The organism is Alteromonas sp. AWJ4_197, from assembly GCF_056160285.1.
This window is the reverse complement of record NZ_JBSWWW010000007.1, coordinates 87,630-103,640: the sequence shown is the minus strand read 5'-3', so window position 1 is coordinate 103,640 and position 16,011 is coordinate 87,630. Positions and strand designations below refer to the sequence as shown.

The 16,011-nt window shown below is 50.3% G+C and carries 13 protein-coding genes; 9 read left to right on the top strand and 4 right to left on the bottom strand.

Features of this window, described 5'->3' with window-relative positions:
- Positions 1 to 110 precede the first annotated feature (110 nt).
- Genes ACXAGC_RS16395 through ACXAGC_RS16385 form a run of 3 tightly spaced genes read left to right on the top strand, consistent with a single transcriptional unit; the run spans position 111 to position 3,543 of the window.
- Positions 111 to 1,802, top strand: coding sequence for a GMC oxidoreductase (locus tag ACXAGC_RS16395; RefSeq protein ID WP_119500945.1), 1,692 nt, complete (start codon positions 111 to 113; stop codon positions 1,800 to 1,802).
- Positions 1,802 to 2,401 carry a gluconate 2-dehydrogenase subunit 3 family protein gene (locus tag ACXAGC_RS16390; RefSeq protein WP_474845512.1) on the top strand — a complete coding sequence of 200 codons (600 nt, stop codon included), beginning with the start codon at positions 1,802 to 1,804 and terminating at the stop codon, positions 2,399 to 2,401. The genes ACXAGC_RS16395 and ACXAGC_RS16390 overlap by 1 nt, the downstream gene beginning before the upstream one ends.
- Before the next feature lie 11 nt (positions 2,402 to 2,412).
- Entirely contained in the window at positions 2,413 to 3,543 is a 1,131-nt protein-coding gene (locus tag ACXAGC_RS16385) for a ThuA domain-containing protein (RefSeq protein WP_119500943.1), read from the top strand.
- A 98-nt stretch (positions 3,544 to 3,641) separates the two neighbouring features.
- Here ACXAGC_RS16385 and ACXAGC_RS16380 read toward each other — a convergent pair whose 3' ends face one another.
- The gene (locus ACXAGC_RS16380) at positions 3,642 to 5,144 is read right to left on the bottom strand and encodes a carboxylesterase/lipase family protein (protein WP_474845510.1); all 1,503 of its coding nucleotides are present in this window, start codon (positions 5,142 to 5,144) and stop codon (positions 3,642 to 3,644) included.
- Positions 5,145 to 5,403: 259 nt separating this feature from the next.
- Between ACXAGC_RS16380 and ACXAGC_RS16375 the strand changes: the two genes are divergently transcribed.
- From ACXAGC_RS16375 to ACXAGC_RS16350, 6 genes are read left to right on the top strand one after another with little or no spacing between them, the layout of a single operon-like run.
- On the top strand, positions 5,404 to 6,657 hold the full coding sequence (locus tag ACXAGC_RS16375; RefSeq protein WP_474845508.1) for an OprO/OprP family phosphate-selective porin: 1,254 nt from the start codon (positions 5,404 to 5,406) through the stop codon (positions 6,655 to 6,657).
- An 11-nt stretch (positions 6,658 to 6,668) separates the two neighbouring features.
- Positions 6,669 to 7,631, top strand: coding sequence for a Bug family tripartite tricarboxylate transporter substrate binding protein (locus ACXAGC_RS16370; RefSeq protein ID WP_474845506.1), 963 nt, complete (start codon positions 6,669 to 6,671; stop codon positions 7,629 to 7,631).
- On the top strand, positions 7,628 to 8,098 hold the full coding sequence (locus ACXAGC_RS16365; protein WP_474845504.1) for a tripartite tricarboxylate transporter TctB family protein: 471 nt from the start codon (positions 7,628 to 7,630) through the stop codon (positions 8,096 to 8,098). The genes ACXAGC_RS16370 and ACXAGC_RS16365 overlap by 4 nt, the downstream gene beginning before the upstream one ends.
- 3 nt (positions 8,099 to 8,101) lie before the next feature.
- The gene (locus tag ACXAGC_RS16360) at positions 8,102 to 9,619 is read left to right on the top strand and encodes a tripartite tricarboxylate transporter permease (RefSeq protein WP_474845502.1); all 1,518 of its coding nucleotides are present in this window, start codon (positions 8,102 to 8,104) and stop codon (positions 9,617 to 9,619) included.
- An 18-nt stretch (positions 9,620 to 9,637) separates the two neighbouring features.
- On the top strand, positions 9,638 to 11,245 hold the full coding sequence (locus ACXAGC_RS16355) for a sensor histidine kinase (RefSeq protein WP_474845500.1): 1,608 nt from the start codon (positions 9,638 to 9,640) through the stop codon (positions 11,243 to 11,245).
- Positions 11,246 to 11,247: 2 nt separating this feature from the next.
- Positions 11,248 to 11,922 (top strand): response regulator, encoded by a 675-nt coding sequence (locus ACXAGC_RS16350; protein ID WP_119500937.1) that lies wholly within the window; start codon positions 11,248 to 11,250, stop codon positions 11,920 to 11,922.
- Positions 11,923 to 11,946: 24 nt separating this feature from the next.
- On the opposite strand, the gene ACXAGC_RS16345 is transcribed toward ACXAGC_RS16350, so the two are convergent.
- The 3 genes from ACXAGC_RS16345 to ACXAGC_RS16335 all read right to left on the bottom strand — a co-directional run bounded on the left by ACXAGC_RS16345 (position 11,947) and on the right by ACXAGC_RS16335 (position 15,949).
- Positions 11,947 to 14,745: a rhamnogalacturonan lyase family protein gene (locus ACXAGC_RS16345; RefSeq protein ID WP_474845498.1), complete on the bottom strand. Its 2,799-nt coding sequence runs from the start codon at positions 14,743 to 14,745 to the stop codon at positions 11,947 to 11,949.
- A 145-nt stretch (positions 14,746 to 14,890) separates the two neighbouring features.
- Positions 14,891 to 15,481 carry a class I SAM-dependent methyltransferase gene (locus ACXAGC_RS16340; protein WP_474845496.1) on the bottom strand — a complete coding sequence of 197 codons (591 nt, stop codon included), beginning with the start codon at positions 15,479 to 15,481 and terminating at the stop codon, positions 14,891 to 14,893.
- A 132-nt stretch (positions 15,482 to 15,613) separates the two neighbouring features.
- A complete protein-coding gene (locus ACXAGC_RS16335) occupies positions 15,614 to 15,949 on the bottom strand; it encodes a DUF3718 domain-containing protein (protein ID WP_474845494.1) in 336 nt (111 codons plus the stop codon).
- Between the last annotated feature and the right edge of the window lie 62 nt (positions 15,950 to 16,011).

Here is a 16,011-nt window from a genome sequence, read left to right as displayed (position 1 = left end):
CATATTGATTACAAATAAAATCAATCAGGTTAAGGTCAGGATTCACTGTGTGATCTGCTTGTAGGGACAAAAACAGGCGCAGATCGTTTTCAACTTGAACAGGGGCGAAAATGTCAAAAAATACATATGATGCCATCGTAGTTGGCTCTGGTATCAGCGGGGGCTGGGCTGCTAAAGAGCTTACCGAAAAGGGCCTGAAGGTACTTATGCTTGAGCGCGGCGAGAACGTCGAGCACATCAAAGACTACACCAACATGAGTAAAAATTTATGGGACTATCCACACCACGGTCGTCCCAGCCTGGAAGCACTGGCCGCTGAACCCAATATGGCCCGTGGTAAGGGGTATCCTTTTAATGAACCCACAATGGGCGCCTGGGCTTCTGCGCAAACATCCCCCTATGTGGAAAAAGAACCTTTCCAGTGGTTTCGTGCCTATCAGGTGGGTGGACGTTCTTTGTTGTGGGGTCGTCAGTCTTACCGTTTAAACCCTGAAGACTTCGAAGCCAATGGTAAAGAAGGTGTGGGTGTTGACTGGCCTATTCGCTATGAAGATGTGGCACCATGGTATTCGTATGTTGAAAAATTTGCCGGAATTTCCGGTAACCGCGACGGTCTGGATGTATTACCTGACGGTGAATTTCTGCCGGCATTTGCTTTCAATGCTGTAGAAAAAGACGTTCAAGCCCGTCTTAAAAAACAGTACAAGGGCAAGCGACAATTAATTATGGGCCGTACCGCCCACATTACCGAGCAACGTCCCGAACAGGGTCGTGTGAAGTGTCAGCACCGTGACAAGTGCTGGACAGGCTGTCCTTTCGGCGGCTATTTCAGTACCCAGTCTGCAACCCTGCCTGCAGCACTTAAAACCGGCAATCTTACTCTGCGCCCGCTCTCCATCGTAAAAGAGCTGATTTACGATAAAGACACCAAACGGGTTACCGGAGTTGAAATAATTGATTCTGAAACCGGACTAACTGAAGTTTTCCACAGCAAAATTGTCTTCCTGAATGCCTCGGCACTGAACTCTGCCTGGTTATTGATGAACTCAGCCCGTGATGTCTGGGATAACGGTCTTGGCTCAAGCTCAGGTGAACTGGGTCACAATGTCATGGATCACCACTACATGCTGGGCGGTATGGCAGAAATTGAAGGCCATCTCGACAAATACGTCTATGGCCGCAGGCCAACAGGCTTCTACATTCCCCGCTTTGCAAACTGGGGCGATGACAAACGTGACTTCCTCCGTGGCTTCGGCTTCCAGGGTAACGCATCCCGTTCAGGTTTCAGCCGCAGCGCTGACGACTTAGGTATCGGAGCCGGATTGAAAGACGGTCTCAGTGAGCCGGGTCCGTGGAGCATCAGTACAGTTGGTTTTGGTGAAATTCTGCCGGACCACCGCAACAAAGTAAGTCTGAACCATGATGTGAAAGATGCATGGGGACTGCCGGTGCTGGAAATGGATGCCAAAATCCGTGACAACGAACTGAAAATGCGTAAAGCCATGAAAGAAGACATTGTAGAAATGTTTGACAGCATCGGTCTTAAAAACGCCACCGCCTGGGAAACCACTTACCACATGGGTAAAGGTATTCATGAAATGGGCACTGCCCGCATGGGCCGGGATCCTAAGACTTCCGTCCTCAACAAGCACAACCAGGTGTGGGATGCGCCTAATGTATTTGTTACCGACGGAGCCTGTATGACATCGTCTTCGTGTGTTAATCCTTCACTTACTTACATGGCACTGACAGCCCGTGCCGCAGATTTTGCAGTAGAAGAACTCAAGCGGGGTAATCTGTAATGGATCGTCGTGATTTACTAAAACTTATCGCAACCGCCACCGGCACAAGCTTTATCTGTTCTCCGGCCATGGCCGTCTGGCAGGAGCAACCGGTCCTGACCTCTGTAAAAGACTCAGGACTGGACGACAACACCGTCGCGCTGATTACTGAACTGTGCGAAACCGTATTACCGAGAACTGATACGCCGGGAGCAAAAGATGCGGGTTTGCCGGCGTTCTTTATCGGCATGATCCGCGAATGCTACACACCGGAACAACAGGCTTTGATGGAAGCCGGATTTAAAGATGTGGATGCACGCAGTCAGGAAGAATATGGTAAGCCTTTCGTTGGCTTAAGCCAGAAACAGAAAACGGCACTGGCTTCAAAGCTGGACAGTGAGGCGCTGGCGTTTAACCGCGGTGAAGACTCGCCCTGGGACGGTAAAGAAGATGGCCTGCCCCATTACTTTACCCTCTACAAGCAGCTGATGATCTTTGGTTTCTTTACGTCGAAAACAGGCGGCACTCAGGTGCTCCGTCACGTAGACATACCGGGCGACTACAAAGATATCCCTTATAAGAAAGGGGACAAAGCCTGGATGACCGTTTGGCCGATGTAAGGAGACTCCTGATGATGAAGAAAAATATGCTTAAAGCCATTATTGCCGGCAGCATCACAATGGGCAGTCTGGTAGCGACAGGCAGCGCGTCTGCCGCAGAGGCTTTAACCGACTGTTCCTTACGGGATGTTCCTTTTTCCAGCTCTATGCCGGCTTACGATGTGGTAATGCGCCCGAAAGCCAGAGCCATTGTTGAAAAACACTATCCCGGCGTACTGGCTAAAATTCCGGCGTGGATCTTAAGTGAATCAATGCCTTCTTTCAGTACATTGATCACACTGGACCAGTTACTGGCCCGTGTGGGTGTTGAAGACGATGCAAACGCTGCGGCTATGCGTAAAGAACTGGCAGCACTGCCGGTCACCCGTGAAGATAAGATTGCACGTTGTGCAAGGTTCGATTCAGAACCGGTGGAATTCGACCTGGGTGGAGAACCTGTTCAGGTGCTGATCTATCAGAAAATCAATGGCTATGACCACGGCGAATCAGTAACTGCTGCCACAGAAAACCTGAGCAAGCTGGCAAAAGAAATGGGCTATGGTGTTTCTGTCAGCGCCAAAGGCAGTGCATTTACACCGGAAAACCTGTCTGAATTTGATGTGGTGATCTGGAATAATGTCAGCGGTGACACCCTCACTTTGTCACAACGTAAAGCGTTTGAAGACTACATGAATAACGGCGGCGGCTTCCTGGGCATTCATGCATCAGCCGGCGACTCGGTGTATTTCTGGGACTGGTATCGTGATGTGCTGATTGGTGCTCAGTTTATCGGCCATCCGGGTGATGACAACTGGTTCCAGGATGCATCGCTGGATGTTACCCGTCACGGCACCGGTGTGGCAGAAGGGATCCCTGACCGCTGGGAATTAAATGATGAGTGGTATTCGTTCTCAGACAGCGTGTCCTCCAAAGGCTACGACATCGTAGTGGCCATAGATGAAACTACTTATGTGCCGGGTAAAGAACTGGAAATGGGTGAAGATCATCCGCTGGTCTGGACCCATTGCATCGGCGAAGGCCGCGCAATGTACAGCGCTATCGGTCACCGCAAAGAAGTTTACAACGCTGAATACAACATTAAGTTATTAAAGAACGGTATGAAGTGGACGGCGGGACAAGGTAACGATACCTGCAAGCAGTGATATTTTCGCTGAACAGTTGAAATGATAAGGCCCGGTCATTCCGGGCCTTTTTTCGTTTAACGGCAGATATGCCTTGTTATTGATAATAACAAACGGGGTTAAGGATTCACCCGCGTCTGATAAACCTGTCGCAATATGCCAAGCTTTCCGGCTCTGACCTCTTTTTCAGCATGGGCTGTCTTATCAAAAACCATCCAGTTCTTGTCCTGCTTATCCACTGGCTGCCACTCAGATAAGCCCTGCCCGTTCGGGTTGCCGGTTCTTATGAAATTCCGCCAGTACGCCTGCATCGCTTTAACGGCATCATCGCCGGCAGGTTTAAAAAGTGCAAAGGTTTCTGAGGCATGACCTGCCCCCGGCGTAGTCTCATCCGCAACATCGTAAAAGTAACGGTACCCCGGTTGCTTAACAGTTTGCATTGCGCCGGTTGTCACCATACCGGCCAGAACATAACGTAAATCACCGAACAAATGTTGAAAAGGTAAGGCCGTCAGCGCCTGCTCGCCCAGTCCATACGCTTTTTGCACACTGTCAGCAGCAGATGCCGTTAAGGTGAGCATGCGCTGAGGTGACACACCGGCATAAGGATAAACATTGCCGTCGTAACTGTTTCCGCCACTAATATAAGGTACGGCGTGCTGCTTCCCCTGAGCAAACAATCGCGCCGGTTCGTCGGGCAACGTGATACCGTCTGCAACCGGCAGGTGAAAGCCGTTTATCGCATTGACGAATGCTTCCGGACTGGTCTGATAAAGTTGCTCCCTGCTGACTTTGTCTGTTCCCGTTGCCCGCTGTGCGATGGCAGAGGACAGGATCTCTGCATCCGGGCTGCCCTGAAGGGCCGGTGCACCTGAAGTGCGTGGCAACGGCCAGGTGCCGTAGCCACTTTGAGAAATCGCGCCGGAGAACAAACCTTCAGCTTTGGGTGTTACCATTAGCATCTGCACGGCCATGCCACCTGCAGAGCCGCCGGCAATCGTCACCCTGGCGGGATCGCCACCGAATTCAGCGATATTGTCCTGAACCCAGGACAGCGCAGCGACCATATCCATCACACTATAGTTAACACCATCAGGTTGAGATAAAGCCGGATGAGCAAAAATACCCAGTGCACCAAGCCGGTAGTTAAACGATACCAGTACGAGTCCCTGACTTACCCAGTGTGAAACGATTTTGGGATCCAAATCACCTGATCCACCTACATACCCGCCACCATGAATCCACACTAACACTGGCCGCGCAGTCTGCCCGTCATCCGCTGACTGGGAGAATACATTAATTCCCAAACAGTCTTCGCTGCCATTATCTTTGCCCCGCTGCGGGCAGGGAGGAAAGAAAGACGTTGCTGCATAGGGCGATGCAATAGCATCCGGTGCCTGAGGCGGCTGCCAGCGCAAGTTACCCACCGGCGCTTTGGCATAAGGCATACCGCGGTAAAAGTTTATTCCGTCTGCATACTGTCCGGTTACTTTACCGGAGGCGAGAGTCACCTCAGGCGTGTCATGGCCGGCAGCATACCCGCAGGATAGCGACGAAATAGTTAAAAACAGTACAGAGAAACACCCGCGAAAGCGCTGGCAGCAAAAAAAAGTGAATAACATCCTGGTCCTCATCATAGAAACCGGTGACGGGCACCGTTAAAGTTTATGCAACAATAACATTAACTTAACATTATCAGACAGTAATTGTTACCGGTAAAGCTTCTTTTATTCCTGCAACCTGATCTATTTTGTTCATTAAGTTCATGGACAAAACAAACAAAACAGACAGTTATATTTTCAAGCACAAAAACATCCATTACATAGCCTTAACAAAGGACTAACAATATTCTTGCGTCACGAAACATTGAGGTACTTTGTGATGCATAAAACAACAATTGGTCTGCTGTGCCTGGCAGCCACTTATCAGGCTTCGGCACAAACGGAATCAACCAGTAATCAGTCTCTTGAAAACAGGCTTTCTCAGTTAGAGCAACAGCTCGCATCAATGGAAGCGAAAGACGCAAGTGACGATAAATGGGTGACGTTAGGCGGACGACTTCAGATAGACGCTAACATCTTTGACGGCGCCTACAATGCAGACAACGAAGGCAACACAGGTTCTACTATTTTTCCCCGCCGTGCGCGGTTGTCGGTAGAAGGCGAACGCAGCGATCTGGAATACAAGATGATTCTGGAATTTGCCGAAGAAACCATCGAAATTTTGTTACTTCGTTTTGAATATACCGGTTTTGAAAACGGCCCGACGATTAAGTTCGGTAAAATCCGTGAAGACATTACTCTTGACGCTCTGACCAGCTCTAAGCATATGGCTTTAATTGAGCGTGCGAGCATGGCAAATACTATGTCGCCCTATTTCCGTTGGGGTGTGGCTGCGTATCAATACTTCCCGTCAACAGGTTTACGTTACGCTGTGGGTGTACATAAAAACGATGCATTCGGCGCAGAAGGTACCGATGATGACTCCGCCATTTCACTGGCAACCACCGGACGCCTCACCTGGGCTCACGAATTTAAAGAAAACAATCTGATCCACCTGGGCTCATGGGGCTCGTACCGCAAAATGGATAACAGCCAGTTGTCAGCTTCTTTTGCCCGTGCGGAAGTCAGAGAGCCGAACGTGAGACTGGTAAATTATGCCGCAGGCGGCGACACCGTGCCCCTTGACCATCTGAGTCAGTACGGTATTGAAGCCGCCTACCAGTACAACAGCTTACTGGTTCAGGGTGAAGTAGCCCGGCGCAATATCGCCACCAGCGATCCTGCATCCTTGCCCGACGACGAAAACTATGACGGCTATTACTTTCAGGCCAGCTACATGCTAACCGGCGAGAGTAAGTCATATTCCAAAGGCAGCGCACGTTTCAATCAGCCTAAAGGCGTTGAAGACGCGTGGGAAATAGCCGCCCGCGTTTCGTCTATGGATGCCACCAGCGAATTTCAGGGCACCCGGGCCAAATCATTCACGGCGGGTGTGTCTTACTACATCGATGAAAATACAAAAATTATGCTGAACGGCGTGCATAGCAAAGTGTCAGGCCCCGGCACAGAAGCGCTTGTGGGTGATGAAACCAGCGGCAATGCCATCACCATGCGTTTCCATTACGACTTCTAACGGAGGGATTCATGCGTTCTGTTTTGATTAGTGCAGCAATATTGTGGCTGGTGAGTGCCAGTGCCTTCGCCAAGGATCACTTTCTGATCCCGGGCGGCCCCGGCGGAGGCTGGGACACTACCGGTCGTGGTATCGGGGAAGCGTTGATGAAGTCAGGTATTTCAGATAACGCCTCGTTTCAGAATATGTCCGGTGGGGGTGGCGGTCGCGCTATCGCTTATCTGATTGAATCGGGTAACAAACACGGCGATATGTTGATGGTTAACTCTACGCCTATTGTAATTCGTGCGTTAACCGGTCAGGTACCCTTCAGCTACCGTGATGTGAAACCCGTAGCCAGCATAATTGCTGACTACGGCGCCTTTGTGGTGCGAGAAGACTCGCCCATCAAAAGTTGGAATGAAGCCTTAGCGATCCTGTCCAAAAACGTCCGTGAACTGACCATCGCAGGCGGTTCTGCACGGGGCAGTATGGATCATCTGGTGGCTTCGCTGGCAGTCAATGCTGCCGGCCTAGACGGTGCCCGCATCCGCTACATCCCTTATGACGCAGGCGGTCAGGCAAAAGCCGGACTGCTTTCAGGTGAAGTACAAATGCTTTCTACCGGATTAAGCGAAGCACTGGAAATTGCAGAAGGTGGCCAGGCACGTATTTTAGCCATCACAGCCCCTGAAACCGTGCCCGCCTATCCGGATATTCCCACTTTAAAATCGCTGGGCTACGACGCAACGTTCGTAAACTGGCGTGGATTGTTTGCAGCGCCTGATACATCTGATGAAAAAGTACAGGAATATATCGATAAATACGCCGCGCTGCTGAAAACCCCTGAGTGGGCGGCAGTTCGTGACCGGAACGGTTGGATGGATTTGTTCCGTACCACGGACGATTTTGCCGCAGACCTGGCAGCCCAGGAAGCACAAATTAAGACCCTGATGATTCAACTTGGCTTTATTCAACAGGAGCAACAACAATGACACGTCAGTTAACCGGCCCTGCCCTGTTTCTCGTTTTTTTCACGTTTTACGGTATCTATGCCTGGCAAATTCCTCTGCTACCGTTTGAACAATATGAAGTGGTGGATTCATCCACTATGCCAAAACTCTACGCCATGGCAGGCGCTCTGTTCAGTTTTTTAGCTATCGTCAGCCATATGATTAAAAGTAAGGAACCACAGGGCGAACAAAAGCCGCTGGGGATCACTAAACATACCGTTCGTCAGACCGCGGTTGTTATGCTGCTGATGGTGATCTACAGCGCGCTGCTCGATCCGTTAGGGTTCATTGTGGCAACACTTATTTTTCTGATTTCCGGCTTTTGGGTTATGGGAGAAAGACGCGCCCGCATAGTGCTGTTCGCCTCAGTCCCTATGGTGGTGTTTTTCTGGCTCCTCATGACCCAACTTCTTGATATTTACCTGGCCCCCGGCAGCCTTTGGAGTTAACCCATGTTTGATGCAATGATGATAGGCCTGGATGCCGCATTCCAGTGGCACAATTTGATGTATGTTGTGATTGGCTGTCTGGTCGGTACCTTTATCGGTATGCTCCCGGGCTTAGGACCCATTACTGCCATCGCATTAATGATCCCCATCACTTACAGTATCGGCCCGAGTTCAGGCATGATCCTGATGGCCGGGGTTTATTACGGTGCCATCTTTGGTGGCTCAACCAGCTCCATTTTGATTAATGCACCGGGCATTGCCGGCACCGTTGCCTCATCCTTCGACGGTTATCCGCTGGCTATGAAGGGACAGGCCGGTAAAGCACTGGCTATCGCGGCCTGGGCCTCTTTCACCGGCGGCACCATTGGCGCGATAATGCTGATGGTAGCAGCTCCCACGCTGGCAGAAGTCTCGCTGAGTTTCCATTCCGGCGACTATGTAATGTTAATGCTGGTAGGTTTAACCGCTATTGCAGCGTTCTCCAGCAACGGCGAATTTTTAAAAGCCATGATGATGACCGTATTTGGTCTTGCCCTGTCCACCATTGGTATCGACCCGTCATCCGGTACTGAGCGCTTTACTTTCGGCCAGCCCGATTTGCTGGATGGGCTGAGCTTTCTGCTGATTGCTATGGCCACTTTTGCCTTGTCTGAAGCACTGATGAATGTGATCAAACCAGACAGTGCTAAAGACACCAGCATGGGCGGTAATCAATTGGGCAGCTTTAAGCTGAGCAAAGACGAAGTAAAAGAAATCGCGCCATCAGTAGGCCGTTCATCCATCCTTGGCTTTTTAATTGGTGTTTTGCCCGGTGCCGGTGCAACCATCGCCAGCTTTATGGCCTATGCCGCAGAAAGAAATCTGGCCCCTGCCCGCTTCAAGAAAGAGTTTGGCCAGGGTGCCAAGCGTGGTCTTGCTGCACCTGAAGCAGCGAACAACGCGGCGTGTACAGGTTCATTTGTCCCTTTGTTAACGCTGGGGATCCCTGGATCAGGTACTACGGCAATTATGCTGGGTGCACTGATTGCTTACGGCTTACAACCGGGACCGCTGCTTATGCAGGAAAATCCTGACGTATTCTGGTCTGTCATTGTGTCCATGTATTTTGGTAACGTGGTACTGCTCATCCTGAACCTGCCACTGATCCCGTATCTGGCCAAAGTGCTGGTATTGCCCAAATCACTGCTGACCATTTTTATTCTGTTCTTCAGTTTAATTGGTGTGTATCTGGTATCCTTTAACACATTCGATTTATTTATGATGATCGGGTTTGCCTTCGTGGCGGTTGTCCTGCGCATATTACAATTCCCTATGGCCCCGCTGCTACTGGGCTTTATTTTGGGCGACATGATTGAGCGTAACTTCCGTCGTGCCATGCTGATTTCAGACGGTTCATTCAGTTTCATCTGGGAGCGGCCGCTTACCCTGTCGATTCTGATCGTGGCAATTGTTGTGTTGCTGGTACCGCTGTTAGGTTTTGTCAAAAACCGCCGGGCAAATACAACGGCAACGCCGGACTAAAAAGGGGCAAAATAACTGGTGGCAACAAAACGTTATTTCATTCGTAACAAACTGGAATCCTGGTTAGTTGCCGCCATCGTTGTAATGAGCCTGCTACAGCTTGCTGTATTAGGCTTTGCCAGTCAGTACCTGCTGGCTTCTGTCATTGAAGAAAAAACCGGGCAACAGGCCCTTGCCATTGCCCGTTCCCTCGCCAGTCGTCCCGATATCATCCATGCTGTAGAAGCAGAATCCGTTCCTGAACCGCTTCAGCGGGAACTCGCTCTGCTGCAACACGGTTACGGCGCCAGTTATGTTGTCATTGGTAACGAAAGTAAAATCCGTTTATTTCACCCGGTAACAGATCGTGTCGGCCAGCCAATGCAAGGCGGCGACAGTCAGGCTGCACTGGAAGGCAACTATTACATCTCCTCTTCAACGGGTTCTATGGGTCCGTCAATCCGTGGTAAAGCGCCGGTTATCAATGCCAGTGGCGATGTCATCGGATTGGTGTCTGTGGGATTTTTGGAAAAATCAGTAAGCCTCGCCATTGAGCAACAAACCTGGCTTATCCTGGGCGTTATTTTTGTGATTCTGGCGTTGGCTGTGATTGCCGCGCGCTGGATTGGTAACCGTGTGCGTAGTCGTTTATTTGGTCTGCAACCGGATGAAATTGGCCGCTTGTATGCCGAGCAGGAAGCTATCTTTAACACCGTACGGACCGGTATCATTGCCATGACATTGGACGGTAAAATACAACGCATGAACCAACGTGCCAGGGTATTGTTATTCGCTGAGAACGAAAACGGCGGCACGATAAACGACATCCTGCCCCAGCATGCAGAATTTCTGCTGAAAAACACCGACAAACACATCCGTGGTTTCGAACTGTTTGCCAATCAGCAATGGCTGGTGTTATCCCGCGTACCTTTACAAGTTCAGGGTCAGATGGCCGGCCTGATGCTGACGATGCGTCCTGCCGATGAAGTGGAACATTTGTCACAGCAACTTGCACGGGTGGAAGCGTTTGCTGAGCTGCTGCGGGTTCAGACTCACGATTACTCGAACAAACTGAATACCCTTGCCGCCTTGCTGCAGATGGGGAATGTGGAAAAAGCCCTTGAACTGATCAGTAATGAAAGTCAGGAAGTGCAGACGCAGGTACACAGTCTGGTCGGCCGGGTACAAACGCCGGTGCTCGCCGCTTTGTTGTTCGGCAAATATCACAAAGCACAGGAAGGCAATGTGGCGCTGGACATCAGTCCGGATACGCAGCTTTCTGTGATTAACGATAAACACTTACTCGAATGTCTGGTTTCTATCTTCGGTAACCTGATCGATAATGCCATCGAAGCGTCCCAGCGTGCGAGCAGTCACCGGCCGGCAAAAGTCAGTGTGAGCCTGGAAGAAATGGGCAATAATATCGTTTTCGATGTTGAAGACAGCGGTGACGGTATTCCCGCTGCTGAATATGAACGTATTTTCGCACCGTCGTTCAGCTCAAAATCTGATGCCCGTCATGGAGTGGGCATGTATATAGTGAAAACGCATCTTGAAGGCTGCAACGGCAGTATCGAGATTGGCGAGTCGGAATCAGGCGGAGCCCGCTTCTCTGTGTATATTCCGAGAACAGAAGTGTCAAAATAGTTATGCCCTACTCTTGTATTATTGTTGAAGATCAGCCCCACGTAGCCCAGTATCTGGCTCAGTACCTCATTCAAACCGGTCGCTACATGGTGATGGGCATGGCAAATAACGTGGCGGCAGCTGAAGCTTTGCTCGGCGCCATGCAGCCTGACTTACTTCTGCTGGATGTTTATCTGCCCGACGGTAATGGCCTTGAACTGATGAAAAGCCATCACGATGAATTGCAGAAGACAGAAGTGTTTCTGCTAACGGCAGCGAAAGAAGTACAGGTACTGGAGCAGGCAATGAAATTAGGCGTGTCTGACTTTCTGGTAAAACCGATTCTGCAAAGTCGTTTGGAACAGGCCCTGCAGCACTTTGAGAACCGCCATAAGCAGTTATCCGGTGCGTCAGAGCTTACGCAAACTGTCGTGGATCAATTCTTCAGCCGGCAGAGCGACGGAAAGGCGCAGCGCTTACCCAAAGGCGTAGATGGCCTGACACTTCAAAAAATACAGCAGGTCTTTACTGCAGCGCCTAAAGACAGCCTGAGTGCACAACAGGTTGGTGACACTGTCGGCGTAAGCCGCTCCACCGCCCGTCGCTATCTCGAATACTTATTGGAAACCGAAGAGCTCATTGCTGAACAGGTTTACGGCAACGTGGGCCGCCCCGAGCGCTGCTACCGGCTGAGATAACAACGCCAAAAACCGGCTTCACACCTACTGCACAAAAGTAACCGCAGCTTCCGGTTCGGTGTTGTAAGTTGTACCGTCTTCCATGGTCAGTTTAAACATGTACCAGTAGGTTGTACCATTTTCCAGTGACAGGTTGTCGGTCAGGCTGCCGCTGACCGGCGCTGACGGGCTGATACGCGTGCGCCCGCTCAGCTCTGCTTTGGTGTTCCGGTAAAGTTGTACACCACGAATAGCTTGCGGGAAATCTTCCAGTTGCCAGCTGACCACAATACCGTCACCATTTTGCACTGCAGACAAATGTGTTTTGGGCTCCAGCAGACGTTCTGCATTCACCGGATCACTGGTTATCCGGCCTTTTGACGCAGTATCAAACACGAGCCAGTAAATGTACGGCGTACCGGGCACTGATGATTCGTCTGTCCACTCTGTTGAATCCGCAGCAAGTGAAGCGACTCCTGATGCCTGTTCAAAAACGGGATCGGCTTCACCTTCTACACGCTCTGCGCGGAACACAAATACACTACTCACTTCAATATTCGCAGTGAACCAGCTCAGGGTTACCGGACTGGCAGAACTTTGATGAAAAGTGCGGATATCCGGTATGTCGCTTGAAGTTAATGTTGCAGTTGTCACAGGCAATAACTCAGGCTCATTATGCTTACTTTTCACACTGCCCCAGTAGTAATACCGGATGTCCGGTTCGACATCAGTGTCCACAAAACGGCTTTCACCGCTGCCCAGAGTAGTGAGCAATTCCCGGGTTTCCGGATCATCAGATAAACTCTTATACAGTGTCATTCCTTTGTAAGGATAGCCGTTTGAATGAATGCTGATTTCAACCGAGTCTGCATTTCCGCGGGCAACAGGCTGCAGCCACAACTGACTTTTTTGTGTCTGAATGTCATATACCGGCATAGCTTTCATATCACTTCCCAGGTAAAACGAAGGATGAGGCGGCTGGTTATAACCCACGTTTTGCCACGCAATAGCTGTCCGGTATTGCGGGTTGTGCATCAATGCCGGAATACGGTATTCCGTGTCTTCAGTGGTAGAAAAGAGAAGTAAAGCACTGCTGTCACTGTTGGCCCAAATGACTTCTTCCCGCCAGTCACCCAATATATCTGCCGACAGAACCGGCGTTGCTTTCGTGCCGTTATTCGACACGGCTCCCCATTCGCTTCCATCGAGTACGACTTCAGAGGTTTCCGTAGCCGGCTGCCACTTATAGATCCGGTTTCCGTCCAGTAACTCGCGATTCAAATCACCATCCCACCATGATAAAAAATTTACCTGAGACGGCCGGGTATCCGAAATAACTGTTCCGTTGGCAGCGACCAGTCCGCCCCGGGTTGCCCAGTTCTCGTTACCTGTATATGCGGGGTCAATATCAGCACTTACGCCCCGCCCCACATCGGTACCGTTGCCTGAACGATGCCATAAGATTTCACCGGTGGCGGCATCATGTAATTCAACGCCATACTCTGTGCCGTCTTTGGTATAAGCAGACGGTGATTCATGCACCATATGAATTTCAAGACCGGGACGTTCAGGATCGATATCCGACATATGCAAAGCATCACCGTGACCTAAATCCGTGCTGTACAGCAAATGGCCGTCATCGTCAATAGTAGCGGCGCCGTACACGATCTCATCTTTTCCGTCGCCGTCAACATCTCCCACAGAAATGCTGTGGGCTCCCTGACCATATCCACCGGCATCTGCACCGCCGTTATTACTGTCATAAACCCAGCGGCTGACAAACTGACCGTCAACCCAGTCGAAGGCACTGACCACTGCTCTGGTGTAATACCCTCTGGCGAAAAAAGCGGTGGGTGTGGAGCCGTCAAAATAGCCCACGCCGGCAAGAAAGCGATCCACCCGGTTTCCGTAACCATCCCCCCAACTGCTTACACTGCCCCGCTCAGGGACATAGTCAATGGTATCCAGTGCTTTGCCTGACAAACCATCGAACATGGTTAGAAATTCAGGCCCATCCAGCACGTACCCCTGACTGTTACGGTAGTCAGCATTGGCATCACCCATTACCGTCCCCTCTCCGTCCACAGTGCCATCCGCCGTTTTCACGGCGACTTCAGCCCGGCCATCCTGGTCGAAATCGTAGGCAACAAACTGAGTATAATGGGCACCGGAGCGAATATTTCTGCCAAGGTCGATACGCCAGAGTTGCAGCCCTTCCAGTGTGTAAGCATCCAGATACGTGTTTCCGGTATGACCGGCCTGTGAATTGTCTTTGGCATTTGACGGATACCATTTAACAATGACTTCGTAACGGCCATCTCCCGTTAAATCCGCCACCGAGCCGTCATTTGCAGAATACGTGAAGGATAGTCCGTTTACCCAGCCGTCCGCAGGCTTGTTCAGCGGGATCTGCAGCATCACATCCTGCCAGGCTGTGGCCATGGCAGCACTGTGATCTTTTTTGCGTTTATATTTATTGTTCAGGCCGGTCGCTTTTATTTCATACACATCATCTTTGTCTCCCTGCGGGTCGGTGAAGAACGTCGCACCGGATAGCTTTTTACCGTTCAGCTTGTGACCGTTCCTGTAAATATCAAAGGAAATATCGAGAGGATCGGTGCCCAGCAAGCGCCAGCTCACCGCATTGCCCTGCTCAGCGGGAATAACAACCAGTCCACGGTCGAGGGATTCCATGATGATACCTGTAGCGGGGTCACTTTGATTTTGTCTGTGTCTGTCGCTGGCATCAGCGCATGCGGCACTGAGCAGAAGGACGGGAGGGATTAAGGCGCCGGTGATAAGGCGGCCGGATTTTAGTGCGCGATGCTTAGTCTGGAATATCATGTATTTTCCTTGTCCGAAATATCAACAAAAATGTTAATTTTTCGTAAACTAGAAAATTACACGCAAGGACTCAAGCCAAACCTGTCAACTTCTGTCAGTTTGGTTCAAATGCGAAAATTTGCTGTCATCTGAACTGTTTCTAATCTTACCTTCTGGCGATAATCAGCACATGTTTTTGCGGATACTGGTCAAGTTCAGTATGCACGATGGTCAGTCCGGCTGACATCATCAGTTGAAGATTCCGGTTAATACCAATTGAACTGTAATAGAATGTATCATCCATCCAGCTGTCAGTATGTTCACCACAATCGTTGCCGCAAGTCAGCAGCAAGATCCCGCCTTCAGCAACATGTTTGCTCAGCTTAGCAATGACCTGCTCCTGGGCACTAAAAGGAAGATGGAAAAGGCTGTCCCAGGCAAGAATAAAATCATATTGCACTTCAGGCTTAAAGGAGCAGATATCCTGATGAATAAATGTGTGCTCAGGGTGTTGCGATTTCGCCAGCGCTATCATTTCAGCAGATACATCCACACCGGTTACAGCAAGCCCCCGTTCCTCCATCAACCTCACCATTCTGCCGCCTGCACCGCAACCTGCATCCAGTGCAACGGTTCCCTCACCAAGGTAATCCAGTGCACGGGTTACAGCAGCTACACCATATTGAGAATGTTGGTGACGTTCATGCCACCAGCGAGCGATACGATCGTACTTTTCACCGGTCTGACGGGGTTCCATAAAAGTGACGGAATAAAACGAATGATAGGGAGAGTAAACAGAATACAGGGAAGGAAGTCCAGATGTTTACCTCACCCCGCTCCGGCAACGCCGACATCCCAGCGGGGTAAGTAAACATAACGCAAAACCGGATTAATGACGGGATTTTACACTCGCGATGTAGTTGTCAGCCACATATTTACCACTGGTGATAAAGGCATTAATGCTGTCAGGGTTGTCGCTGTATTGTGCAACAAATTCAACAATAGGCAGGCCATTACAGGTAACATTATTTTCAACATAGTGCTTAGTCAGACCAGCATCTTCCAGCGCATTTCGAAGCTTCAGTTTGCTGCCGGTTGCTGCGGTGACACAAATTTTAGACGTCACTGCTGTATCTGCAGGCGTCAATTCAGGACTTGCGTTTGCCATACCCATTGCACCAAAAGACAAACCAACAACAGCCAGAGTTTTCGTAAATGCTTTCATAATTATTTCCTTTTCAATTATTAAGAGATTTAAGCGTTATGCTTGCTCTTACTATCGCAATG